At 62.6% G+C, this 23,737-nt stretch carries 24 protein-coding genes; 10 read left to right on the top strand and 14 right to left on the bottom strand.

Translation table 11 applies throughout. The annotated features are described in order from the left end of the window. Position 1: 1 nt before the first annotated feature. The 8 genes from lptC to J4E63_RS24780 all read left to right on the top strand — a co-directional run bounded on the left by lptC (position 2) and on the right by J4E63_RS24780 (position 5,499). Positions 2 to 571: an LPS export ABC transporter periplasmic protein LptC gene (gene lptC, locus J4E63_RS24815; protein ID WP_207283625.1), complete on the top strand. Its 570-nt coding sequence runs from the start codon at positions 2 to 4 to the stop codon at positions 569 to 571. Beyond that, positions 558 to 1,103: a lipopolysaccharide transport periplasmic protein LptA gene (gene lptA, locus J4E63_RS24810; RefSeq protein ID WP_092205006.1), complete on the top strand. Its 546-nt coding sequence runs from the start codon at positions 558 to 560 to the stop codon at positions 1,101 to 1,103. The genes lptC and lptA overlap by 14 nt, the downstream gene beginning before the upstream one ends. Then, complete coding sequence (lptB, locus tag J4E63_RS24805) at positions 1,103 to 1,828, top strand: LPS export ABC transporter ATP-binding protein (protein ID WP_060739157.1); 726 nt, start codon at positions 1,103 to 1,105, stop codon at positions 1,826 to 1,828. The genes lptA and lptB overlap by 1 nt, the downstream gene beginning before the upstream one ends. Before the next feature lie 164 nt (positions 1,829 to 1,992). Further along, positions 1,993 to 3,486 carry an RNA polymerase factor sigma-54 gene (locus J4E63_RS24800; RefSeq protein WP_072410874.1) on the top strand — a complete coding sequence of 498 codons (1,494 nt, stop codon included), beginning with the start codon at positions 1,993 to 1,995 and terminating at the stop codon, positions 3,484 to 3,486. 76 nt (positions 3,487 to 3,562) lie between these two features. Continuing rightward, on the top strand, positions 3,563 to 3,871 hold the full coding sequence (gene hpf, locus J4E63_RS24795) for a ribosome hibernation-promoting factor, HPF/YfiA family (protein ID WP_003178005.1): 309 nt from the start codon (positions 3,563 to 3,565) through the stop codon (positions 3,869 to 3,871). A 12-nt stretch (positions 3,872 to 3,883) separates the two neighbouring features. Next, positions 3,884 to 4,348: a PTS IIA-like nitrogen regulatory protein PtsN gene (gene ptsN, locus J4E63_RS24790; protein ID WP_060739159.1), complete on the top strand. Its 465-nt coding sequence runs from the start codon at positions 3,884 to 3,886 to the stop codon at positions 4,346 to 4,348. A gap of 2 nt (positions 4,349 to 4,350) precedes the next feature. Continuing rightward, complete coding sequence (rapZ, locus tag J4E63_RS24785) at positions 4,351 to 5,208, top strand: RNase adapter RapZ (RefSeq protein ID WP_018613998.1); 858 nt, start codon at positions 4,351 to 4,353, stop codon at positions 5,206 to 5,208. 15 nt (positions 5,209 to 5,223) lie between these two features. Next, complete coding sequence (locus tag J4E63_RS24780) at positions 5,224 to 5,499, top strand: HPr family phosphocarrier protein (RefSeq protein ID WP_060739160.1); 276 nt, start codon at positions 5,224 to 5,226, stop codon at positions 5,497 to 5,499. Between the two features lie 111 nt (positions 5,500 to 5,610). Here the strand turns inward: J4E63_RS24780 and J4E63_RS24775 are convergent, their stop codons facing one another. The 6 genes from J4E63_RS24775 to pmbA all read right to left on the bottom strand — a co-directional run bounded on the left by J4E63_RS24775 (position 5,611) and on the right by pmbA (position 11,005). Next, a complete protein-coding gene (locus J4E63_RS24775) occupies positions 5,611 to 6,501 on the bottom strand; it encodes a ZIP family metal transporter (RefSeq protein ID WP_060739161.1) in 891 nt (296 codons plus the stop codon). A gap of 19 nt (positions 6,502 to 6,520) precedes the next feature. Next, positions 6,521 to 7,144, bottom strand: coding sequence for a superoxide dismutase (locus tag J4E63_RS24770; protein WP_060739162.1), 624 nt, complete (start codon positions 7,142 to 7,144; stop codon positions 6,521 to 6,523). 2 nt (positions 7,145 to 7,146) lie between these two features. Beyond that, on the bottom strand, positions 7,147 to 7,587 hold the full coding sequence (locus J4E63_RS24765) for a hypothetical protein (RefSeq protein WP_072410865.1): 441 nt from the start codon (positions 7,585 to 7,587) through the stop codon (positions 7,147 to 7,149). Positions 7,588 to 7,614: 27 nt separating this feature from the next. Further along, complete coding sequence (locus J4E63_RS24760) at positions 7,615 to 8,991, bottom strand: aspartate ammonia-lyase (RefSeq protein WP_207283624.1); 1,377 nt, start codon at positions 8,989 to 8,991, stop codon at positions 7,615 to 7,617. Then, complete coding sequence (locus J4E63_RS24755; RefSeq protein WP_053118468.1) at positions 8,984 to 9,379, bottom strand: hypothetical protein; 396 nt, start codon at positions 9,377 to 9,379, stop codon at positions 8,984 to 8,986. Before J4E63_RS24755 ends, J4E63_RS24760 begins: the two co-directional genes overlap by 8 nt. A gap of 279 nt (positions 9,380 to 9,658) precedes the next feature. Next, positions 9,659 to 11,005: a metalloprotease PmbA gene (pmbA, locus tag J4E63_RS24750; RefSeq protein WP_060739165.1), complete on the bottom strand. Its 1,347-nt coding sequence runs from the start codon at positions 11,003 to 11,005 to the stop codon at positions 9,659 to 9,661. Between the two features lie 108 nt (positions 11,006 to 11,113). Between pmbA and yjgA the strand changes: the two genes are divergently transcribed. Beyond that, positions 11,114 to 11,638 (top strand): ribosome biogenesis factor YjgA, encoded by a 525-nt coding sequence (yjgA, locus tag J4E63_RS24745; protein ID WP_003197830.1) that lies wholly within the window; start codon positions 11,114 to 11,116, stop codon positions 11,636 to 11,638. A gap of 156 nt (positions 11,639 to 11,794) precedes the next feature. Here yjgA and tldD read toward each other — a convergent pair whose 3' ends face one another. The 8 genes from tldD to mreB all read right to left on the bottom strand — a co-directional run bounded on the left by tldD (position 11,795) and on the right by mreB (position 23,221). Beyond that, a complete protein-coding gene (gene tldD, locus J4E63_RS24740; protein ID WP_003197828.1) occupies positions 11,795 to 13,237 on the bottom strand; it encodes a metalloprotease TldD in 1,443 nt (480 codons plus the stop codon). Between the two features lie 5 nt (positions 13,238 to 13,242). Beyond that, on the bottom strand, positions 13,243 to 14,106 hold the full coding sequence (locus tag J4E63_RS24735) for a carbon-nitrogen hydrolase family protein (RefSeq protein WP_207283623.1): 864 nt from the start codon (positions 14,104 to 14,106) through the stop codon (positions 13,243 to 13,245). A gap of 138 nt (positions 14,107 to 14,244) precedes the next feature. Continuing rightward, positions 14,245 to 18,048, bottom strand: a complete 3,804-nt coding sequence (locus J4E63_RS24730; protein WP_207283622.1) for a YhdP family protein — start codon at positions 18,046 to 18,048, stop codon at positions 14,245 to 14,247. 60 nt (positions 18,049 to 18,108) lie between these two features. Next, entirely contained in the window at positions 18,109 to 19,566 is a 1,458-nt protein-coding gene (gene rng, locus J4E63_RS24725; protein WP_018613976.1) for a ribonuclease G, read from the bottom strand. Between the two features lie 56 nt (positions 19,567 to 19,622). Next, complete coding sequence (locus tag J4E63_RS24720; protein WP_207283621.1) at positions 19,623 to 20,219, bottom strand: nucleoside triphosphate pyrophosphatase; 597 nt, start codon at positions 20,217 to 20,219, stop codon at positions 19,623 to 19,625. A gap of 198 nt (positions 20,220 to 20,417) precedes the next feature. Then, the gene (gene mreD, locus J4E63_RS24715) at positions 20,418 to 20,906 is read right to left on the bottom strand and encodes a rod shape-determining protein MreD (protein WP_003197820.1); all 489 of its coding nucleotides are present in this window, start codon (positions 20,904 to 20,906) and stop codon (positions 20,418 to 20,420) included. Beyond that, the gene (mreC, locus tag J4E63_RS24710; protein ID WP_207283804.1) at positions 20,903 to 22,042 is read right to left on the bottom strand and encodes a rod shape-determining protein MreC; all 1,140 of its coding nucleotides are present in this window, start codon (positions 22,040 to 22,042) and stop codon (positions 20,903 to 20,905) included. Before mreC ends, mreD begins: the two co-directional genes overlap by 4 nt. 141 nt (positions 22,043 to 22,183) lie before the next feature. Further along, positions 22,184 to 23,221, bottom strand: coding sequence for a rod shape-determining protein MreB (gene mreB / locus J4E63_RS24705; RefSeq protein ID WP_002555108.1), 1,038 nt, complete (start codon positions 23,219 to 23,221; stop codon positions 22,184 to 22,186). A gap of 214 nt (positions 23,222 to 23,435) precedes the next feature. On the opposite strand from mreB, the gene gatC reads away from it, so the two are divergent. After that, positions 23,436 to 23,723, top strand: coding sequence for an Asp-tRNA(Asn)/Glu-tRNA(Gln) amidotransferase subunit GatC (gene gatC, locus J4E63_RS24700; protein ID WP_020297123.1), 288 nt, complete (start codon positions 23,436 to 23,438; stop codon positions 23,721 to 23,723). Positions 23,724 to 23,737: the final 14 nt, after the last annotated feature.

Here is a 23,737-nt window from a genome sequence, read left to right as displayed (position 1 = left end):
TATGCTGAGCAAAAAGATTCGCACCGTTGTGGTGTTTGCCTGTATCGCGGCGATTTTCGCCGCGGTGGGCTATTGGAACATCAGCCCCGAACGGTTTCTCGACCGACCCGCGGCCCAGGTCGAGGAACGGATCGACTGGTATGCGACCAACACCCATACCCTGCAGTACTTGCCCGACGGCAAAGTGCAATATGAGATGACGTCCGACAAGGTTGACCACGTAAAAGCCACTGACATTACATTGGTCACCAAGCCGGACCTGAACATGTTCCGCGGCACCGAATTCCCGTGGCACGTGCAGAGCGAGCACGCCGAAGTCAATTCCGGCGGCACCGAAGTGGAACTGATCGACTCGGTACGCGTCGCCCGAACCGACGAGAAAAACCGCACGACCATCATCACCAGCACACGCATGACCGTGTTCCCACAGCAAGAATATGCGCAGACCGAGCAACCCGTTAGAATCGACGGCGCCGGGGGTGTATCGACCGGCACGGGAATGAAAGCGTATTTGAAGGAAAGCAGGATACACCTGCTATCGAACGTAAGAGGACAGTATGAAGCTCGCTAAAACCCTCCCTATTTTGCTCAGTCTGGGCGCAGCACTGGGAAGCGCGAGCGCCTGGGCTCTTCCCAACGACCGCGATCAGCCTATCCGCATCCAGGCCGACGACGCCCAACTCGACGACAAGAATGGCGTCGCCACCTATAAAGGTGATGTGATCATCACCCAGGGTTCGATGAAGGTCACCGGCAACACCGTGACCATCACCCGCACCCCGACCGGCGATATCGATGTGGTGACCTCGGTGGGTAACCTGGCCTATTTCGAGCAACTGCAAACTGCGGGCGATACCAAGCCGGTACAAGGCTACGGGGTGACTATCCAGTACCACGCCGCCCAGGATCGCGTGGTCCTGATCGACCGTGCCAAGGTCGTCGACAAGGACAACAACGTCACCCAGGGCGAAAAAATCGTCTACGACACCGTCAAGAAACTGGCCAGCGCCGGCCGCGCCACCGGCAGCAAAGTGACCGAGCAGCGTCCGCGGATCGACATGGTGATCCAGCCTAAAAAGAAAACCGAGCAGAAGGCCCAGTAATGGCAACTCTGAAAGCCCAGCACTTGGCCAAGAGCTACAAGGGCCGGCAAGTCGTGCGTGATGTCAGCCTGTCCATCGACAGCGGCCAGATCGTCGGCCTGCTCGGCCCCAATGGCGCGGGCAAGACCACCTGCTTCTATATGATCGTCGGCCTGGTCCAGGCCGATCAGGGGCGCGTGCTGATCGACGACCTGGATGTCAGCCACCAGCCGATGCACGGCCGGGCGAAGGCCGGGATCGGCTATTTGCCGCAAGAAGCGTCGATCTTCCGCAAACTGTCGGTTGCCGACAACATCATGGCGATCCTCGAGACCCGCAAGGAGCTCGACAAGGCCGGCCGTCGCCAGGAACTGGAAAGCCTGCTGCAGGAATTCCACATCAACCACATTCGCGACAACCTGGGCATGAGCCTGTCGGGTGGCGAACGGCGCCGTGTGGAAATCGCCCGCGCCCTGGCCACCGCACCGAAGTTCATCCTGCTCGACGAACCGTTCGCCGGCGTGGACCCGATCTCGGTGGGCGACATCAAGCAGATCATCCATCATCTCAAGGCCAAGGGCATCGGCGTGCTGATCACCGACCACAACGTGCGCGAGACCCTGGATATCTGCGAAACCGCCTACATTGTCAATGACGGCCAATTGATCGCCGAAGGTGACTCCGCCGCGATCCTGGCCAACGACCTGGTCAAGGAAGTTTACCTGGGCCATGAGTTCCGTCTGTAAGCACACGTGTCTGGCGAATTGCCCGAGCGTCGTTTAATTTTATTATGGCGACGCTCTAGGCAAACACTTCAGTTTCAGGCATATAATTTGCTTAAGTTTGGCGCTCCGGCGCCCTGTAGTGGATGGCGCATGTGCGCCGGCGAATAAGGTGTTAAGCCCCTGCCATGAAACCATCGCTAGTCTTGAGAATGGGCCAGCAGCTGACGATGACACCGCAGCTGCAACAGGCCATCCGCCTGCTCCAATTGTCGACCCTGGACCTGCAACAGGAAATCCAGGAGGCCCTGGAGTCCAATCCGATGCTCGAACGCCAGGAAGAAGGCGACGACTTCGATAACACCGATCCGCTGGCCGACAACGTCGAGCAGAAGACCAATACCGAGATCCCGGAACCGTCCTACCAGGAAGCCGCCCCGACGGTGGATAACCTCGAGGATGGCGAATGGAACGAGCGCATCCCCAACGAGCTGCCCGTGGACACGGCCTGGGAAGACGTCTACCAGACCAGCGCCAGCAACCTGCCCAGCAGCGATGACGACGAGTGGGACTTCACCACCCGCACCTCGGCCGGCGAAAGCCTGCAAAGCCACCTGCTGTGGCAACTGAACCTGGCGCCGATGTCCGACACCGATCGCCTGATCGCCGTGACCCTGATCGACTGCATCAACAACCAGGGCTACCTGGACGAGACCCTCGAAGAGATCCTCGAAGCCTTCGACCCCGAACTCGACATCGAGCTGGACGAGATCGAAGCCGTCCTCCATCGCATCCAGCAATTCGAGCCGGCCGGCATCGGCGCCCGCAACCTGGGCGAGTGCCTGCTGCTGCAACTGCGCCAGTTGCCTGCCAAGACGCCATGGCTGGCCGAAGCCAAGCGATTGGTCACCGATTACATCGACCTGCTGGGCGGTCGCGACTACAGCCAGTTGATGCGGCGCATGAAGCTCAAGGAAGATGAGCTGCGCCAGGTCATCGAGCTGGTACAGAGCCTCAACCCGCGCCCCGGCTCGCAGATCGAATCCACTGAGCCTGAGTACGTGGTGCCCGACGTGATCGTGCGCAAGCACAACGATCGCTGGCTGGTGGAGCTCAACCAGGAGTCGGTGCCCAAGCTGCGGGTCAACGCCCAGTACGCCGGCTTCGTCAAGCGCGCCGACACCAGCGCCGACAACACCTTCATGCGCAACCAGTTGCAGGAAGCCCGCTGGTTCATCAAGAGCCTGCAAAGCCGCAACGAAACCCTGATGAAAGTGGCCACCCAGATCGTCGAGCATCAGCGCGGCTTCCTGGAGTACGGCGATGAGGCGATGAAACCGTTGGTCCTGCATGACATTGCCGAGGCAGTGGGCATGCACGAGTCGACGATTTCCCGGGTGACCACCCAGAAATTCATGCATACCCCCCGGGGCATCTATGAATTGAAATACTTTTTCTCCAGCCATGTCAGCACCTCCGAAGGCGGCGAATGCTCGTCCACGGCCATCCGCGCGATCATCAAAAAACTGGTGGCTGCGGAAAATCAGAAAAAGCCGTTGAGTGACAGCAAGATCGCTGGTTTACTGGAGGCACAAGGCATTCAGGTGGCCCGCCGTACCGTCGCCAAATACCGCGAATCCCTCGGGATCGCGCCTTCGAGCGAACGCAAGCGGTTGATGTAACAGGCCACGCCACAGCGTTCCAGTGGCAGGCATTTCTGCCTGCCGCTTTATGCACTGGCAACGAAGGAGAAGCTGTATGCAAGTCAACATCAGTGGACACCAACTGGAAGTGACCGAACCCCTGCGCACCTACATCGGCGAAAAACTCGACCGGTTGGAGAGGCATTTCGACAAGATCACCAACGTGCAAGTCACGATGAACGTCGAGAAGCTGCTGCAGAAAATCGAAGCCACGCTGCATATCCCCGGCGGAGAAGTGGTCGCCAACGCAGAGCACACAGACATGTATGCCGCGATTGACCTGCTGACCGACAAGCTGGATCGCCAACTCAAAAAGCATAAGGAAAAGACCCAGAGCCTCCTCCAGGGCGCAACCGGTCGTTAACCCCCCCAATCCATGATCCGACTAGAAAAGATCCTGACCCCCGGCCGTTCCCTAGTGAACGCGCCGGGCGGCAGTAAAAAGAAAGCCCTCGAACAAACTGCCAACCTGATCCACCGCGAAGTGCCGGATCTGGGAATGCAGGACGTCTTCGAGGCGCTGGTTGCCCGTGAAAAACTCGGTTCCACCGGTTTTGGCAACGGCATCGCCATTCCCCATTGCCGCCTCAAGGGTTGTACCGCGCCCATCAGCGCACTGTTGCACCTTGAAGCCCCCATAGATTTCGACGCCATCGACGGCGCCCCGGTCGACCTGCTGTTCGTATTGCTGGTTCCGGAAGCGGCGACCGATGCGCACCTCGAGCTGCTGCGCCAGATCGCCAGCATGCTGGACCGCAAGGAAGTGCGCGAAAAACTGCGCAGCGCGCCGAGTAACGAAGCTCTGTACCAGGTGGTCCTGGACGAGCAGAACGGTCATTAAACATGCGCATGATCATCGTCAGTGGCCGCTCCGGCTCCGGTAAAAGCACGGCCCTCAACGTGCTTGAGGACAGCGGCTACTATTGCATCGACAACCTGCCCGCCGGCCTGCTGCCGGAACTGGCCGAGCGCGCCCTGATCCACACCGAGCTGGCGCAGCCGCTGGTGGCGGTGTCCATCGATGCGCGCAACCTGCCGAGCCATCTGTCGCGCTTTCCCGAACTGCTGGAGGAAGTGCGCAGCCGGCATATTCAATGCGATGTGTTGTACCTGGATGCCGATGAGGAGACGCTGCTCAAGCGTTTTTCCGAAACCCGCCGGCGTCACCCGCTGAGCAACGCCAACCGCTCCCTGGCCGAAGCCATCGAGGATGAAAGCCAGCTGTTGGGGCCGATCGCCGACCTGGCGGACCTGAAGGTCAACACCACGCACCTGAACCTGTATCAGTTGCGCGACACCATCAAGCTGCGCCTGCTGAACCAACCGGAGCCGGGCACGGCGTTCCTGGTGGAGTCGTTCGGCTTCAAGCGTGGCATGCCGGTAGACGCCGACCTGGTGTTCGATGTGCGTTGCCTGCCCAACCCTTATTGGAAACCGGAACTGCGCGAGCAGTCCGGGCTCGATCAGCCGGTGATCGACTACCTGGCCGCACAGCCGGACGTCGAGGAAATGTACCAGGACATCTCCAGCTACCTGCTCAAATGGCTACCCCGCTTTGCCGCGAGCAACCGCGCCTATGTCACGATCGCCATCGGCTGTACCGGCGGTCATCACCGCTCCGTCTACCTGACCGAACGCCTCGGTCAGCTCCTGCAACAATCCCTGAAGAATGTCCAGGTTCGCCACCGCGACCTCAGCTAAAGGATTCACACCGCGATGCCTGCTCAGGAAATTGAAATCATCAACAAGCTGGGTTTGCATGCCCGAGCGTCGGCCAAGTTTGTCGGAGTCGCGGGACAGTTCAAGGACACCACCATCAGGGTCGGCCGCACGCCGGAGTCCACGGTCGACGGCAAAAGCATCATGGCAATGATGATGCTCGCCGCCGGCAAGGGCACCAAGATCCACCTGAGCACTGAAGGGGATCAGGCGCAGGAAGCGATGAATGCCCTGGTGGACCTGATCAACCGATACTTCGACGAAGGCGAATAACGGCCCAAGCCAGGCGAGCTTGTTGGGTTGACGGAGCTGGCTTTTGTGGCGAGGGAGCTTGCTCCCTCGCCCCCCCCTTGCAACAAAAAGCCCACTCCCCGCAGACCTGCATCACGCCAACGCCGTATCCAGCACCATCATCAGGCAAAACCCCACCAACAACCCCAGGCTCGCCAGTTTCTCGTGACCATTGCGGCGGGATTCGGGAATGACTTCGTGGGTCACCACCAGCAGCATCGCCCCAGCCGCCAACGCCAGGCCCAGGGGCAAGAGCATCTCGGCCAAGCTCACCAACCAGGCGCACAGCAGCGCGAACACGGGCTCGACCAGCCCTGACGCCGCGCCAATCAGGAACGCCCTGACCCGCGACATACCCGCCGTGGCCAGCACCAGCGCGATCACCAGCCCTTCAGGGACATCCTGCAAGGCGATGCCCATCGCCAGGCTGTCGGCATCCGGCATGCCGCCGCCCGCCGACACGCCCACCGCCATGCCTTCTGGAATGTTGTGGGCGATGATGGCGAACACGAACAACCAGATCCGCGGCGCAATGATCGGGCGTCCCGGTGCCGCCACCAGCCTTTCGGGGCTGGCCGAAACCTTGCGGTCCACCAGGTACAGCCCGAACGCCCCCGACAGAATGCCAAAGCAGATAAGGCCGCTGGCCGCCCAAGGCGTGAATCCCAACTGCTCTGCCGCGGCAATGCCCGGCACGATCAGCGAAAACGCCGTGGCCGCGAGCATCACTCCGGCACCGAAGCCCAGCAGCGAATCGCTCACGGCCTGGGGCATGCGCCGGATGACCAGCACCGGCACGGCCCCCAGCGCGGTGCCCAAGGCACAAAGTCCACCGCCTTGCAGGGCTCGCAACAGCCTGGGCTCCAGGTCCAGCCACGCCAGGCCTTGGGCCGCCAACAACGTCATCCCGGCCAACAGCAGCAATGACCCCAAGGCATAGCGGAACATCCGCCCGCTTCCAATCGCCAGTGTTTGAGTATCCATAGTCAGCCTTGGAGGGTGTTCATGAAGGACTCGACGCCAGCGCCGCCTGATAGCGTCGGGCGACTTCAGGCCAATTGATCACGTTGTAGAAGGCGCTGATGTATTCAGGACGACGGTTCTGATAGCGCAGGTAATAGGCATGCTCCCAGACGTCCAGGCCAAGAATCGGCGTGTTGCCATTCATCAGCGGACTGTCCTGGTTGCCGCTGCTTTCCACTACCAGGGTCTTTTGCGGGGTCACGCTCAACCACGCCCAGCCGCTGCCGAAACGGGTCAGTGCCGCTTTGGTGAACGCTTCCTTGAAACGCTCGATACCACCCAGTTGCGCATCGATCGCCGCCGCCAGGGCGCCCTCGGGCAGGCCGCCGCCCTGGGGCGTCATCACCTCCCAGAACAACGAATGATTGGCATGGCCACCGCCCTGGTTGATCACCGCCGCCTTCAGGCTGGGCGGCAACTGCTCCACGCTGGACACCAGTTTTTCGACGGGCCACCCGGCGTATTCGGTGCCGTCCACCGCCGCGTTGAGGTTATTGATGTAGGTCTGGTGGTGCTTGGTGTAGTGGATCTCCATGGTTTGCGCATCGATGTGCGGTTCCAGGGCGTCGTAGGCGTAGGGCAATGCAGGCAAGGTAAAAGCCATGTTCAATGAACTCCATAATGAAGAGGGGCATTGCGCTGCCGGGGCGTAGCGGCATTGCAATGCAGCAGGCGCTGGGTGCGTGGGTACTCACCGTGCTCGCTGATGAAATTCAGCAGTTCGACGTAGGTCTTGTGGCTCTGGCGTTGCGCGGCCGCGCGCAGGGCCGGTGCCAGGCGTTCGTCCTGCATCGTCTGCAACAACCGTTGGTGGATCGCACACAAGTATTCGGCGCTCTCTTCCGGCTGGTTCAGGCGCAAGTGCAGGTCCGCCAGGTTGTGATGGGAGACGACGCAAGCAGCGACTGCTTCGTCGGCATCCGCCCAGCGCTCGAACAACACTTGGGCCAGCGCCAGGGCTTGCAGGTAGGCTTCGCGGGCATCCACCAGCTCGCCCAGCATGAAACAGCGATTGGCCCGTTCGATCGTACGTTTCCAGTGTTCCATGGTGAGTCCTCCACACAGGTGTCGGGGTTACACGCCGCCAGCGGTGAGCTTCTCCGGGTCCAGCAGGACTTCGAGTTCACTGCGAGACAGGTCGGTGTGTTCCAGGGCGACATCGATGACCGGTCGGCCTTGCTGATAAGCCTTCTTGGCGATTTCAGCGGCCTTCTGGTAACCGATGATCGGATTCAGCGCGGTCACCAGGATCGGGTTGCGCGACAACGCTTCCTTGAGCCTGGCTTCGTTGACCTTGAACGTGGCGATGGCCTTGTCCGCGAGCAAGCGGCTGGCGGTGGACATCAGGCCGATGCTGCTCAGCAGGTTCTGGGCGATGATCGGCAACATCACGTTCAATTCGAAGTTGCCCGATTGACCGGCAATGGTGATCACCGTGTCGTTACCGATCACCTGGGCCGCGACCATCGCGGTGGCTTCAGGAATGACCGGGTTGACCTTGCCGGGCATGATCGAGGAGCCCGGCTGCAGGCCTTCGAGTTCGATCTCGCCCAGGCCCGCCAGCGGCCCGGAGTTCATCCAGCGCAGGTCGTTGGCGATTTTCATCAGCGACACGGCCGTGGTCTTGAGCTGCCCGGAAACCGCCACGGCGGTGTCCTGGGAGCCAATCAGCGCGAACAGGTTCTTGCCCGGGGTGAATTGCACCTGGGTCAATTGTGTCAGTTGCTGGCTGAACAACTCGGCGAAGCGTGGATGGGCATTGACCCCAGTGCCGACCGCCGTACCACCCTGGGCCAGGGATTGCAGGCTCGGCAGCAGGTCCTGCAAGTGGCCGATATTGGCCTTGAGCTGTTGCGCCCAACCGTCGAGCACCTGGCTCAGGCGCACCGGCATGGCGTCCATCAGGTGGGTGCGACCCGTCTTGATGAACGGGTGGACTTCTTCGGCCTTGCGCTCGATCACCTGCACCAGGTGCAACAACGCCGGCAGCAGTTGCTCATGCAAGGCCAGCGCGGCACTGACATGAATGCTGGTGGGGATGATGTCGTTGCTGCTCTGGCCGCAGTTGACATGGTCGTTCGGGTTGATCGCTTCTCCCAGCAGGCCGCTGGCGAGGGTGGCGATCACTTCGTTGGCGTTCATGTTGGAGCTGGTGCCGGAGCCGGTCTGGAAGATGTCCACCGGAAAATGATCCATGAAACGGCCTTCGAGCAGCCCCAGGGCGGCATCGACGATGGCCTTGCCCTGGGCCGCGCTGATCTGTTCCAGCTCCACGTTGGCCCGGGCGGCCGCAGCCTTGGCCAGGATCAGGGCGCGGATGAATGGCGCTGGCATGCGCTGGCCGCTGACCGGGAAGTTATCCACGGCACGCTGGGTCTGGGCGCCATAGAGGGCGTCCACCGGGACGTGCAGCTCGCCCATGCTGTCGCGTTCGATACGGGTATTACTCATCGGGAGATCCTTGCACCAGTTCAATAAGGGGAATCGATGGCGCCAGGGCGCAGGTCGCCAGCGCCCAGGCATGGCTCTGCCAGCGCTTGAGGCGGCAGCGGCACAGTGATTGGCGTTCGAGGTCACGCAGGGGGCGCCAGGCCTGGTCGAGGCAGAGGCTGCGCCAATGCCAGGGCAGCGCGACATCCGAAGCGGTGTCGAGCAACAGGCGGAAGGCGGTTTCGGAGATCATCCACGGCGAGGTGGCGGTGCAACACGCCAGGTAGCGGCCCTCGGCCAGGTAGTGCTCGATCAACCGCGGCTCGTCCGGGTTCATCGCGCAACGGATCTGACGGCTCATCCAGCGCCAGCTTTCAAGGTAGGGTTGTTCGTGCAGGGCAGAACTCATGACCGGGGCTCACTCGGCGAATGAGATTCATTATTAGATGATAATAAGAAGCAACACAACTGTAAGTCGGTACAAAATTCACCGTGGCGAGGGAGCTTGCTCCCGCTGGTCTGCGAAGCAGACCCTGTCTACCAGGGCCTTAATGTCTTTCGCTGCTGTTGATATTTTTGCGGCTGCTGCGCAGCCGAGCGGGAGCAAGCTCCCTCGCCACAGGGATCTGCGAACATAAAAAAGGCGCGTCATCCCATGGATGACACGCCTTTTTTCTGCGATTGAAGGTCAGCTACCCGCCACCGTCATCCGCTCGATCAGTACCGAGCCGGTGCGGATGTTGCTGCGCAGTTCCAGGTCATTCCCCACGGCCACGATCTGCTTGAACATGTCGCGCATGTTCCCGGCGATGGTGACTTCCTGGACAGGGAACTGGATCTCGCCGTTCTCGACCCAAAAACCCGCCGCGCCACGGGAATAGTCACCGGTGACCATGTTCAGGCCATGGCCCATCAGCTCCGTCACCAGCAGGCCCCGGCCCATGCGCCGCAGCAAGGCGGCCTGGTCTTCTTCGCCATGGGTCACGAACAGGTTATGCACGCCACCGGCATTGGCGGTGCTCGGCATGCCGAGTTTGCGCCCCGAATAGGTACCGAGGATGTAGGACACCAGTTCGCCCTTTTCCACGAACGGCTTGGCATAGGTGGCCAGGCCATCGCCATCGAACGCGGAGCTGCCCATGGCCTGCATCAGGTGTGGACGCTCGTCGATGGTCATCCATTCCGGGAACAGTTTCTGGCCCAGCGCGCCCTCGAGGAACGACGATTTGCGGTACAGGTTGCCGCCAGACACCGCCGACAGGAAGCTGCCGAACAGGCCACCGGCCAGCTCGGCAGAAAACAGCACTGGCACTTCGCAGGTCGGCACCGGCCGTGCCCCCAGGCGGCTGGCCGCCCGTTGTGCGGCTTTCTGGCCGATGCTCACCGGGTCCGCCAGCAAGGTGCCCTGGCGGTTGACGTCGTACCAGTAATCACGCTGCATCTGGCCGTTGGCTTCGGCGATCATGACGCAACTGAGGCTGTGGCGGGTCGATGCATAACCGCCGATGAAACCGTGGCTGTTGCCGTAGACGCGGCAGCCCTGGTGGGTATTGAGCGTCGTACCGTCGGCATTCTTGATCCGCGAGTCGGCATCGAACGCCGCCGCTTCGCAACGCAGCGCCTGTTCGATGGCCTGTTCAGGGGTGATGTCCCAGGCGTGAAACAGGTCGAAGTCCCGCAGCTCCTTGCACATCAGCGCGGCATCGGCCAGGCCCGAGGCTTCGTCTTCGGAGGTGTGCTGGGCAATCGCCAGTGCCGCGGCGACGGTTTCGCGAATAGCGTCCGGGCCGCTGGCCGACGTGCTGGCCGAGCCTTTGCGCTGGCCCACGTACAAGGTGATGCCAAAGCCCTGGTCGCGATTGAATTCGACGGTTTCCACCTCGCGCTGGCGTACCGACGTCGACAGGCCTTGCTCCAGGGAGACCGCCACCTCGCACGCACTGGCGCCTTGTCGCTTGGCCTCGGCGAGGATCTGCTCGACTTGTTCCTGCAGTGCCGGCAATGCTTGCGGGCCGACGCTTTGAACTGCACTCATGGTGTTCTCCACTCAAATTCTGTTTTCGGTGATGGCCATCGAGCGACCGGGCCGGACAAGCGGCCCCCGACTGGTTATCATGGCGGCGTTTCTTTGCGGACTGCCACCATGGTTGATTCTTACGACGACTCCCTCTACGAGGGTGAAAAAAGCAAATCCCAGGTCAAACGCGAGCTGCATGCTCTGGTTGACCTCGGCGAGCGCCTGACAACACTCAAGCCTGACTTGCTGGCCAAACTGCCTTTGACCGACGCCTTGCGTCGGGCCCTGGCCGATGCGCCCAAGCACACCGCGAATATCGCGCGTAAACGGCACCTGCAATTCATCGGCAAACTGATGCGCGATCAGGACACTGACGCCATCCTGGTGCTGCTCGATCAACTCGATGCCTCCACCCGGCAGTACAACGAACGCTTCCACAACCTGGAGCGCTGGCGCGATCGCTTGATCGCAGGCGACGACGGCGTGCTGGAAAAATTCGTCATCGACTACCCGGAGGCCGATCGCCAGCAATTGCGCTCCCTGATCCGTCAAGCCCAGCACGAACTGGCGCAGAACAAGCCACCGGCTTCGAGCCGTAAAATCTTCAAGTACATCCGTGAGCTGGACGAGACTCAACGCGGCTTGCGCTGATCGCCCACTGGCTCACCAAACCCTTGCCGGGGTAGCAATTACCGTGGCGAGGGAGCTTGCTCCCGCTCGGTTGCGTAGCGACCGCATTGGGGCTACTGCGTAGCCCAGCGGGAGCAAGCTCCCTCGCCACGGATTCACGCAAGCCCCTGAATATTTTCATGCGCCCGTGCCACCCACGGTAATCGCATCGATCTTCAGGGTCGGCTGGCCGACGCCAACCGGTACCGATTGCCCGTCCTTGCCGCATGTGCCCACGCCGCTGTCCAGCGCCAGGTCGTTACCGACCATCGACACCTTGCTCATCGCCTCCGGCCCGTTGCCGATCAGGGTCGCACCCTTGACCGGTGCGGTGATCTTGCCGTCTTCGATCAGGTAGGCCTCGCTGGTGGAGAACACGAACTTGCCACTGGTGATGTCCACTTGGCCGCCGCCGAGGTTGGCGCAATAGATGCCTTTTTTCACCGAGGCGATGATTTCCGCCGGGTCGCTTTGGCCACCCAGCATGTAGGTGTTGGTCATGCGTGGCATCGGCAGGTGCGCATAGGACTCACGACGGCCGTTGCCGGTGCGGGCCACGCCCATCAACCGGGCGTTGAGCTTGTCCTGCATGTAACCCTTGAGCACCCCGTTTTCGATCAGCGTGGTGCATTCGGTTGGCGTGCCTTCATCGTCGACGCTCAGGGACCCACGACGTCCGGCCAGGGTGCCGTCATCGACAATGGTGCAGAGTTTCGAAGCGACCATTTCCCCCATGCGCCCGCTGTAGGCCGAACTGCCCTTGCGGTTGAAATCGCCTTCCAGGCCGTGGCCCACCGCTTCGTGCAGCAGCACACCGGACCAGCCGGAGCCGAGCACCACCGGCAATGTGCCGGCCGGGGCCGGGATGGCTTCCAGGTTGACCAGGGCCTGGCGCAGCGCCTCACGGGCGTAGCCCATGGCGCGGTCTTCACTGAGGAAATAACGGTAATCGGTGCGCCCGCCACCGCCATGGCCGCCACGCTCGCGACGACCGTTCTGTTCGACGATCACGCTGACGTTGAAGCGCACCAGCGGCCGTACGTCCGCCGCCAGGCCGCCGTCGGTGGAAGCCACCAGGATCCGCTCCCAGACCCCGGCCATGCTGACCGACACCTGCTGGATGCGCGGGTCGAGGGCGCGGGTGGCGACGTCGATGCGCTTGAGCAATTCGACTTTCTCGGCGCGGCTCATGACTTCCAGCGGGTTGTCCGGGGCATAGAGCTGCGCAACGTCCTGGCTGCTGAACGCCTGGACCGTGCCATTCTGCCCGGCGCGGGAGATCGAGCGGGCCGCACGGGCCGCAGCGCCGAGGGCTTCGAGGGTGATGGCGTTGCTGTAGGCAAAACCGGTCTTTTCCCCGGACTGGGCGCGCACGCCCACACCCTGGTCGAGGTTGAAACTGCCTTCCTTGACGATGCCGTCTTCCAGCGACCAGGACTCGGAAATCTGGCCCTGGAAATACAGGTCGGCGGCATCGATGCCCGGGCCGGCCAGGTCGCCCAGCACGCCTTGCAGGCTTTCAAGCGTTACGCCGCCAGGGGCTAAAAGGTGTTCACTGACTGAGGATAACAACCCGCTCATATGTTTTACGCCTTGAATTCGTCGTCTTGGACAGGCCGCTGTCGAGCGCCCTGCGAGAAAAAGCGCCGATGGTTGGCCACCGGCATGCGCGCCCGGATGGACGCTTGTTCGCTGCTGTCGCGCTCGGCCACCAGCACGGCCTCGCCTTGATCCTGTTGTGCCAGCACGCGGCCCCACGGGTCGACAATCGCGGCATGGCCAAAGGTTTCCCTAGGCCCCGGATGCACGCCACCCTGGGCGGCCGCCAGCACGTAGCACTGGGTCTCGATGGCCCGGGCGCGGATCAGCACGTCCCAATGGGCCGCGCCGGTCACCGCGGTAAACGCCGACGGTGCCGTGATCAACTCGGCCCCGGCCGCCCGCAGCTCGCTGTAGAGCTCCGGGAACCGCAAGTCATAACAAACCGTCAGGCCCACCCGGCCGACGGGGGTATCGGCAACCACCACGTTGGCACCATAAGCATAGTCATCCGACTCGCGATAGCGCCCGCGATTGTCCGCCACATCCACATCGAACAGGTGCAGCTTGTCGTAGCGCGCCACGATCTGGCCCTGGTCGTCCACCAGCAACGAACAGGCATGGGACCTGGCCTCGGGCTGGTCCACCGGCGGCAACGGCAGCGTACCGGCCACAATCCATAACTTGAGGTCACGGGCGACCTGTTTCAACCACGGCAGGATCGGTCCCTGACCAAAGGCTTCGGCACGGCCGATATCGGCAATGTCCCGTCGCCCCATCGCCGAGAAATTCTCCGGCAGCACCGCCAGCCTCGCGCCGCCGGCGGCAGCCTGCTCCAGCAGCACCCGGGCACGGGCCAGGTTGGCGAGCACGTCGCTTTGGCTGACCATTTGAATCACGGCGACTGGCATGGAGCTTCCCTCATTTTTTGCATCATTCCCCTGTGGGAGCGAGCTTGCTCGCGATAGCGCAGGATCAGCAAAGGAAATGTGACTGATACACCGCTATCGCGAGCAAGCTCGCTCCCACAGGGGTTATCCCATCGTCTGTCAGAACGGCTTGTCGAAAGTGATCTTCGGCTCTTTCCACGGCCCCTTGACGTCGTATCTTACGCTGGCAAAACGCGCCACGCGGTCGCCGATCAGTTTGTCGATCAGAAACAGCGCCCCGCCCACCGCCGGTGCACCGACGATCAGCGCGGCGATCGGCAGGTTGTTGGTCACCGGCAACGTCACCAGCAGCTTGGCGTCGACGCGGTCGGCCACCATGTCCAGCGTGCCGTTGAGTTCCAGGTTGCTCGACGGCCCGGTCAGGGTAATGGGTTCGCGGGTCACGTACACCCCATCGCTCGCCACCAGCAGCCCCTTGACCCGGTCGTAGCTCAAGCCCTTGCCGAACAGATCGGAGAAGTCCAGGCGCAGGCGTCGGCCGATGGAGTTGAAGTTCAGCAGGCCGAATACCCGCAACGCCTGGGCGCTGCCTTCGACTTCGACGAACTGGCCCTTGGTCAACGACGCGTCGAGGCTGCCGGAGAAGCGTTTGGTGGCGACCCACGCCGGCGAACCGGGCCAGCGACCATCGACATCCAGGCGGAAGGCCTGGCTGGTCACGCTCGGTGCGAACCCCCAGCCCTTGAGCACATCGCCCAGGTTCTTGCCGCCGATCCGTCCCTTGTACCAACTGCTGGTGGCGCCAGGCGTACCTTCCCAGCCACCGCCGCCGTTCAACACCATGCCCTTGAGGCCCATATCCAGATTATTCAGCGCGATGCCCTTGGCGGTCGGTCGCACTTGCAACGACCACGCGCCGATGAGGTCAGGGCCCTGGAACAATTGGGCGATGGCGATATCCATCGCCGGGATCTTGCCGGGATCGACCGACGCCAACGGGTCCGGGGCGTTTTCATCTGCCTGGACCGTCGGGTCTGGGGCCGGCAGGCGAACGTAGTCAAGCTTGATGCCAATCGCAGCGGCCTTGGCGTCTGGCAGGTTGACATTGCCCTTGGCCTGCTGGCTGTCGAGCCGCAAGGCCCAGGCGTCCGGCTTGCGATCCAGTTGCACCGACGCCTGGTCCAGGGTGGTGCCCATGGCCGTGAGCTTGCCGACGTTCAGATCGACGCTGCTGAGCAGTTGCTTGGCACTGCCGCCCGGATCCTGGCCGGCGTACTTGTTCACCAGGTCCTGCCAGGGACTTACGTCCAGTTCCGACAATGTGCCGCGCAGTCGCAGCCCCTTGGCGCCAGGCAGCACCGCATCGCCGGCGCCCAACAGCAACTCGCCGCGACCGTCGGCGAATTTCCCGCTTGGCGCGGCGTAAGTGAAGCTGGCCAGGTCACCATAATCGACCCAATAACGCCGTTCCGGCCCCTGCAGGGTCATGCGAAACACCGTGTCGCGCCCGACATCGGCGGCCATGCCGAAGGGGGCCGGCAGGTCGACGGCCACGCCCTTGAGGCTGGAGCTGACCGACAACTGGCTGTCGGCGCCGTCGAGGATCACTTGCAACTGGTAGGGCACGACGCCCGATACCGGCAACGGTTGGGTGACGTTCAGCCAACTGGTGAGCTTCTTGATCTCCACCTGCCCGGACGCGGCGACCCGCGTGTTGAGCGCACCGGCACGGCCCTCGGCGAAAATCTGCGCGGTCACGGGCCGGTCGAATGCCCGGGCGCTGATGCCCTTGCCGCTCAGGCCCTTGTTGCTGTCGAAGCGGAAATCGCCCTTGAGCTGGGTCAGTTCCAGCGCCGGCTCACTGAGCTTGAGACGAGCCTGGTCAGTGGCAAAGTCCACCAGGATCTTCGGTTGCTCGCCTTTGACCAGCGGGATATCCAGCTTCACGCTGCCTTTCAGGTCGCCCTCGCCTTCCCAGCCGGCAAACGTCTCGGCGGTCCCGATCGGTGCGCTCTGGAGGATTTTCAAACCATCGCCCAGCCCACCGGCGAACCCGCCGTCCAGCAGCAGATGAGAGCTCTGGCCGGTCGGTACATGGGGAATGTTCACCGAAACATCCTTGACCTGGGTATCGAGCAACTGCCCCTGGCTGGCATAGATGCGCACGCCGCTGTCTTCGACGAAGACATCGCCGCTGACCTTGCTGACCGAAGGCCAGCCCGGCTGGAACGCCAGTTCGGCGTCGTGCACCTTGAAAAACAGGCTGATGCTGCGCGCCGCGTCCCCGGCACCGTGATTGAGCGAGCCTTGATACTGGAAAAAGCCTTGGTCCACCGCGCCCTTGACGATGGCCGTGCGCAGCCACTCATCCAGCGCCGGACTGAGGACCGCCGGCAGGTACTTGGCGGTGTAGCGCCCGTCACCGTCCACCAGGCCGACCCGCAGGTCCATGTAGTCCTCCTGGCTGTGGTCCAAATGCAGGCGAATCAGGAAGTCGCCGGCAATCCGGCCTTCCTCGCCCAGCACCTTCAGGTAGGGCGCGATCAGGGTGAAGCTTTGCTTGTCGAGCTTCCAGGTCAGCCGGGCATTGGCCTGCAAGTACTGCCAGGGCTTGGCGAAGATCGGGTCCAGGTGCAGGGAAAAGTCCTTGCTGTCCATGCGCAGTTCGCCGCCGCCCAGGTCGCCGCTCAGGCTCCCGGAGACGTTGCGCGCCGCCGGAGCGCCGCGATAGGCATCAAAGCCGACGGTGTCCAGGTTGGTGGCGAAGCTGACTTTCTGGTCACCGGTGTTCTGCGGCCGGTAGTCCAGCAGCACGTTGCGCAGGCCACCGGTCACCTTGAGCCGGTCAATCGTCGTGGCCAGGCCTTCGGGCAACGGCGCCAGGGCATTGAGCAAAGGCGTGAGCGGGGTCAGGTCGAGGCGGTCGGCCTGCAGGTGCCAACGCTCCTCGACCTGCTCGGTGGCGGCGGTTTGTTGCAGTTGCAGGTGCGATTCCCAGCGGGTCTCGCCCAGGTTCATCGCCAGGGAATCGAAGGTCGCGGTGAACCCTTGGCTACCGCGCTGGAAATAAGCGTTGAGGGCCAGGTTGTGAATCTGCACCGGCTTGCGTTCGCCGTAGGCGCCCTGGAGCTGCGGCGCGTTCAGGCGCATGGCCGCGCTTTGCACCGTGCCCTCGCCCCAACTGAGCCAGAACTCACCACCGGCCTGGATCCGGGAGAAATTCCATTGCTGGGTCAGGCGCTTGGGCAGCCATTTGGACCAGTCGCTTTGCGGCAGGCTCAAATAGGCATCGGCCTGGCCGTTCTTCCAGTCGCTGGCGCGCAGGCGGGTGCGCAGGTTGATCGCCACCGGCTGCCCGTCAGGCAGGGTCAGGCGTGCGTCCAGGCGCTGGCGGGTGGCGCCGGTACGCAGGCTCAAGCCGACGTAGGTCAGGGTCAGCGGCGGTTGCTCGACGGGTTGCAAGGTCACCTGGCTATCGAGCACCGAGAACTTGGAGACCACTTGCATGCGTTCGAGCAGTTGCTGCGGATCGAGGGGCTGCTCGTCCTTCACCGGCAGGCCTTCCAGCGCCCACTTGCCGTCGGCGCCCTCCTTGAGGCTGATCTTCAGGCCACTGACTTCCAGGTGGGCGATGCGCACCTGACGCGCCAGCAGGCTGCCCCACAGGTCAGGCACGGCCCGCACCTGGTCCAGGTGCAAGGCATTGGGGCCCTCGCCGACCACCACGTCGCGCGCCGCCAGGATCGGTGCCAAAGCGTCCCAACTGCCGTCCAGGCTACCGATGTGCACAGGCATGCCCAAGGCGGCACCCGCGCGGGTCTCGACCTCGGCGCGGTATTCGGCCACCAGCGGGACCAGCTCGCGACCGAGGCTGACGTACAACGCCAGCAACACCAGCAACAGGGCGCAAAGCCCCAGCCCCCAACGGGTCAGCGTCGCGATCAAGCGTGTCAGACGCTCCATGTCAGTGGGCTCCCCTGGCAAAGATAATCAAATCCGCGGGCCCGCCGCTTCCCAAGCTCTTCAGAGCAACACCACGTCGTATTGTTCCTGGGAATACATGGTTTCGACCTGGAAACGAATCGTGCGCCCGATAAACGCTTCCAACTCCGCGACATTGCCTGACTCCTCGTCGAGCAGGCGATCCACCACTTTCTGGTTGGCCAACACTCTATAGCCGGTCGCCTGGTAGGCGCGCGCCTCCCGGAGGATTTCCCGGAAGATTTCGTAACACACGGTTTCCGGGGTCTTGAGCTTGCCGCGCCCCTGGCAACTGCTGCACGGCTCGCACAGCACCTGCTCGAGGCTTTCGCGGGTGCGCTTGCGGGTCATCTGCACCAGGCCCAGTTCGGTGATCCCGATGATGTTGGTCTTGGCGTGATCGCGTTCGAGTTGTTTTTCCAGGGTCCGCAGCACCTGGCGCTGGTGCTCTTCATCTTCCATGTCGATGAAGTCGATGATGATGATCCCGCCCAGGTTACGCAGGCGCAGTTGGCGGGCAATCGCCGTGGCGGCTTCCAGGTTGGTCTTGAAGATGGTTTCTTCCAGGTTGCGATGGCCGACGAACGCTCCGGTGTTGACGTCGATGGTGCTCATGGCTTCGGCCGGATCGACCACCAGGTAACCGCCGGACTTGAGCGGCACCTTGCGCTCCAGGGCTTTCTGGATTTCATCCTCGACCCCGTACAGGTCGAAAATCGGCCGCTCGCCAGGGTAATGTTCCAGGCGATCGGCGATTTCCGGCATCAGTTCGGCGACGAACTGCGTGGTTTTCTGGAAGGTTTCCCGGGAGTCGATGCGGATTTTCTCGATCTTGGGGCTGACCAGGTCGCGCAAGGTCCGCAGTGCCAGGCCCAGGTCTTCGTAGATCACGCTGGGGGTGGCGATGGTCTTGATCTGCGCGGCGATCTGGTCCCAAAGCCTTCGCAGGTAGCGGATGTCCATGAGGATCTCATCGGCCCCGGCCCCTTCGGCGGCGGTGCGCAGGATAAACCCACCGGCTTCCTTGATGCCTTCTTTTTCCACGCAGTCGCTGACCACCTGCTTGAGACGCTCGCGCTCGGCTTCGTCTTCGATTTTCAGGGAAATGCCGACGTGGGCAGTGCGCGGCATGTACACCAGGTAGCGCGACGGAATCGACAACTGCGTAGTCAGGCGGGCGCCCTTGGAACCGATGGGATCCTTGGTGACCTGCACCACCAGGCTCTGGCCTTCGTGCACCAGCGCGCTGATGCTCTCCACGGCCGGCCCTTCACGCATGGAGATTTCCGACGCATGGATGAACGCCGCGCGGTCCAGGCCGATGTCGACGAAGGCCGCCTGCATGCCCGGCAGCACCCGCACCACCTTGCCCTTGTAGATATTGCCAACGATGCCACGCTTTTGCGTGCGCTCGACGTGGACCTCTTGCAGCACACCGTTTTCAACCACCGCCACGCGCGATTCCATCGGCGTGATGTTGATCAGGATCTCTTCACTCATGGCAGGGTCTCGTTCAGGCATGTTCACGATAATGGCCGCATCAAGTCAGACGGCGCTCAGCGCGCGCTCAAGGTTTGCCAACAGGGTATGCCGAAATGGCCCAGCAGTTCTGCGGTTTCGCACAGGGGCAGGCCAACCACGGCCGAATAGCTGCCTTCGAGCCCGGCGACGAACACCGCGCCCAGCCCTTGGATACCATAGCTGCCGGCCTTGTCCCGGGGTTCGCCGCTGGCCCAATAGGCCAGCGCTTCCTGTTCGGTGATGGGACGAAAACGCACCCGACTGCGCACCACCCGTGACTCGCAGCGCGAGCCGTCCAGCACGGCAATGGCGGTCAGCACTTCATGGTCGCGACCGGATAGGCTCAGCAGCATGGACAAGGCGTCGGCCTGGTCCACTGGCTTGCCGAGAATCCGCCCCTCCAGCACCACGGCGGTGTCCGCGCCGAGCACGCAGCCATCCACACCGGCGTCCAGGGCTCGCCGCCCAGCCTCGGCCTTGCCGCGCGCCAGGCGCTCGACATAGGCCGAGGGGGTTTCGTGATCCAGGGGTGTTTCATCGATGTCCGCGCCAATGGCGGTAAAGGGCACGCCGATCTGCGTGAGCAGCTCACGCCGACGCGGCGAGCCTGAGGCGAGGTAAAGCGGTTTCATCAAGACATCTCCCTCTCAAAGCACAGCCATCCAGACAAAAACAGCTTTTGTGGCGAGGGCGCTTGCTCCCGCTGGGCCGGTCCGACGCTTCGGGCGTAGCGGCCCCAACTTTTACGGTCGCTACGCAACCGAGCGGGAGCAAGCTCCCTCGCCACAGGGATGTAAGTCATCAGAAAAAGTGTAGGTATCCTGACCGAATCAGTTGATTTTGAAACGCAGGCGCAGGCCACGCAAACCGAAGCTGACCCATGGCCAGAGCAAGGCACTGACCAGGGCTGGCAAGACCAGCGCCAGGGTTGGCTGGCGATTGCCGGTCAACGCGCTGAGCCACAGCTGCACCAGTTGCGCCAGACCGAAGATCACCAGAATCACCAGGCACTGCTGCCACATGGGGAACATCCGTAGGCGTTGTTGCAGCGACAGCACCAGGAAGGTAATTAGCGTCAGGATCAACGCGTTCTGCCCCAGCAGCGTGCCGTAAAGCACATCCTCGGCCAGGCCCAGGCACCAGGCGGTAACCATGCCGACCTTGTGGGGCAACGCCAGCGCCCAGAAGGCCAGCAACAGGGCCAGCCACAGGGGGCGCAGGATTTCCATGAACTGCGGCAACGGCGAAACGCTGAGCAACAGGCCGATGGCGAAGGTCAACCAGACCATCCAGCCGTTACCGGATTGGGTACTGCTCATTCTTCTCGTGCTCCCCTGGTGGCTGGCGCGGTGGCCGGCGTGGAGGCTGGCGGTTTGGCGGCGGGCCGGGCCGGCTGAGCAGGCTGCGCGGCGGGCGCGTGGGTGGCCGACCGGGTCGGTTTCGCAGCAGGTGTGGCCGGGGCGGCAGCCGGCGTCGCTGCCGGAGCCGCCGGAGCCGGTGCAGGCACGGGTGGTTTTGGCACGATGGCAGGGACTGGCGCCGGCACAGCCGTAGCCGGGGCGGCCGACTCGCCGCCCTGCCGGTCCTGGGCTTCCTGGGCCACGGCGGCGTCGTTGGCGCGCTCTTCGGGCGTGCGGTTGTCGCTGAAGACCAGCAGCAGGTAGCGGCTGCGATTCAACGCCGCCGTCGGCACCGCGCGCACAATGGCGAACGGCTGGCCGGAGTCATGGATGACTTCCTTGACCGTCGCCACCGGATACCCGGCCGGGAAACGCTGGCCGAGGCCGGAGCTGACCAGCAGGTCGCCTTCCTTGATATCGGCGGTATCGGCCACGTGCCGCAGCTCCAGGCGCTCCGGGTTGCCGGTGCCACTGGCAATCGCCCGCAGGCCGTTGCGGTTGACCTGCACCGGAATGCTGTGGGTGGTATCGGTCAGCAACAGCACGCGAGATGTGTAAGGCATCAACTCCACCACCTGGCCCATCAGGCCCCGGGCATCGAGCACCGGTTGACCAAGGACCACACCGTCGCGCTCGCCCTTGTTGATCAGGATGCGGTGGGTGAAGGGGTTGGGGTCCATGCCGATCAACTCGGCCACTTCGACCTTCTCGTTGACCAGTGCGGAGGAGTTGAGCAACTCGCGCAGTCGCACGTTCTGCTCGGTGAGGGCCGCCAGCTTCTGCATGCGCCCCTGCAACAGCAGGTTTTCGGTCTTGAGTTTTTCGTTTTCGGCGACCAGTTCGGTCCGGCTGCCAAATTGGCTGGCGACACCTTGCCACAAGCGCTGCGGCAGGTCGGTGATCCAATAGGATTCCATCAACACCAGCGACATCTGGCTGCGTACAGGCTTGAGCAGCGTGAAGCGGGCATCGACCACCATCAGCGCGACCGATAGCACGGTCAGCACCAACAGGCGCACGCCCAATGAGGGGCCTTTGGCGAAAAGCGGTTTAATAGGCCGCTCCTCCCAGGCAAATGTTTTCTTTATTCATACGGCATCAGACCGGCCTGGATACGAATGACAGAAGATAAACGCCAACGGGCAGCACTGCAAAGTGCTGCCCGAGAGCGAACAACATAGACCACCCAGCCAGACTTATTCGCTGGAGAGCAGGTCCATGGTGTGCTTGTCCATCATTTCCAATGCACGGCCACCGCCGCGGGCAACGCAGGTCAACGGGTCTTCGGCAACGATCACCGGCAGGCCGGTTTCCTGGGCCAACAGCTTGTCGAGGTCACGCAACAGCGCGCCACCACCGGTCAGCACCAGGCCGCGCTCGGCGATGTCCGATGCCAGTTCCGGCGGCGACTGCTCCAGGGCGCTCTTGACGGCCTGGACGATGGTCGCCAGCGACTCTTGCAGCGCTTCGAGCACTTCGTTGGAATTGAGGGTAAAGGCCCGTGGAACGCCTTCGGCCAGGTTGCGACCGCGCACGTCGACTTCACGCACTTCACCGCCCGGGTAGGCTGTGCCGATTTCCTGCTTGATACGCTCGGCGGTGGATTCGCCGATCAGACTGCCGTAGTTGCGACGCACATAAGTGATGATCGCTTCGTCGAAACGGTCGCCGCCCACACGTACGGATTCGGCGTAGACCACACCGTTGAGGGAGATCAGCGCGATTTCAGTGGTACCGCCACCGATGTCGACGACCATCGAGCCGCGGGCTTCTTCCACCGGCAGGCCGGCACCAATGGCAGCGGCCATGGGTTCTTCGATCAGGAACACTTCACGGGCACCGGCACCGAGGGCCGATTCGCGGATAGCGCGACGCTCTACCTGGGTGGACTTGCATGGAACGCAGATCAACACACGAGGGCTGGGCTGCAAAAAGCTGTTTTCGTGAACCTTGTTGATGAAGTACTGCAGCATCTTTTCGCAGACGCTGAAGTCGGCGATCACGCCGTCCTTCATTGGGCGAATGGCCGCGATGTTGCCCGGTGTACGGCCCAGCATGCGCTTGGCTTCCGTACCGACAGCCACGACACTCTTCTGGTTACCGTGGGTGCGGATGGCCACGACCGAGGGTTCATTCAGGACGATACCGCGCTCGCGCACGTAAATAAGGGTGTTGGCAGTGCCCAGGTCGATGGAAAGATCGCTGGAAAACATGCCACGCAGTTTCTTGAACATGGGAAAGGGACCCTAGGCAACGCGTGGGTAAAAAAGTGCGGCAAACTCTAACAACGACAGGGATTTTGGGCAAGGCGCCAATATGTTAAATTGGCCGCTTTTCTGTGCACCAAACCCCACAATCGCGGCCGTAAGACCGTAGAAATGCGGTAGTGTTCCGACAATCTAACACACGGACAGACTGCGTCCGTTTTGTTTTCCACTGGAGAATCCCATGGCGCTTGAACGCTCCGACGTGGAAAAAATCGCTCATCTGGCCTGTCTGGGCCTCAATGAAGCCGATCTTCCACACATTACTTCTGCCCTGAACAGCATTCTGGGGCTGGTCGACGAGATGCAGGCGGTCGACACCGACGGTATCGAACCGCTGGCCCACCCACTGGAAGCCAGCCAGCGCCTGCGCGCCGACGTCGTGACCGAGTCCAATCACCGCGAGGCCTACCAGTCCATCGCACCAGCGGTCGAAAACGGCCTGTACCTGGTTCCGAAAGTCATCGACTAAAGGGAAAGAGCCTC

Source organism: Pseudomonas sp. FW300-N2F2 (assembly GCF_017351655.1).
GTDB lineage: Bacteria > Pseudomonadota > Gammaproteobacteria > Pseudomonadales > Pseudomonadaceae > Aquipseudomonas > Aquipseudomonas fluorescens_AA.
Note: the sequence above shows the minus strand (reverse complement) of the source record. Positions and strands in the feature narration are given on the sequence as shown.